The 624-nt window shown below is 43.8% G+C and carries 1 protein-coding gene and 1 pseudogene; one reads left to right on the top strand and one right to left on the bottom strand.

Annotation, left to right across the window (positions count from 1 at the left end; all coding sequences use genetic code 11):
• Positions 1-413 (top strand): annotated as a pseudogene (locus R7Q11_RS27455) (hypothetical protein); the annotation flags it as partial.
• Here the strand turns inward: R7Q11_RS27455 and R7Q11_RS27450 are convergent.
• On the bottom strand, positions 410-624 hold a 215-nt coding region (locus tag R7Q11_RS27450; protein ID WP_225467142.1), incomplete at its 5' end, for a VRR-NUC domain-containing protein. The pseudogene R7Q11_RS27455 and the gene R7Q11_RS27450 sit on opposite strands and share 4 nt — an antisense overlap.

Raw genomic sequence — 624 nt, 5'->3', positions numbered from 1 at the left:
AACGTGAGCAAGAAGCGATTGATACACTAGATAAAGCGATTGAACGCCTTCCAGACAATGCAGCCCTGCATTATTCGAAATCTTTGACGCTCGTTCGTTTAAACGACAAAGAGCAAGCCGCAAATGAAATCGAAAAAGCGGCTAACATGGCGAAAAACAATAGTTATTTTTGGTATTTGAATGGTGTGCTACAAGAAGAGTTCAGTGTCGATAAGGCTGTGAAATCTTTTGAACAGGCTTACTTGATTTCAGGCGCGCCAGAGCAGCTGTACGCGGTTTGTGATATCTATATTCGTTACGATAATCCGAAAACGGATGAATGCTTGGCGGAACTAGAAAAAGTCGCACCAAGCTATGTGATTGACCAGCTCAAACAGAAAAGAGCGCTGACTTCTGCAAAGCCTAAAAGCTAGTCAATCCGCATTTCATCTTCTTTTCGCGCGGTGACGTAACACACTGCAAATGGCACATTAAGGCGAGAAAACTCTTTGATCCAACGCCATTGGTTATCTTGGAGTTTATCGCCGGGCCCTTTTACTTCAATCCACTCGAACTCGTTGTCTCTAAAAGCAATCAGATCCGGCATCCCATTGCGGTAAAGCTTAAGATCGCTTAACTGAACCT

The organism is Vibrio sp. 970, from assembly GCF_033339075.1.
Note: the sequence above shows the minus strand (reverse complement) of the source record. Positions and strands in the feature narration are given on the sequence as shown.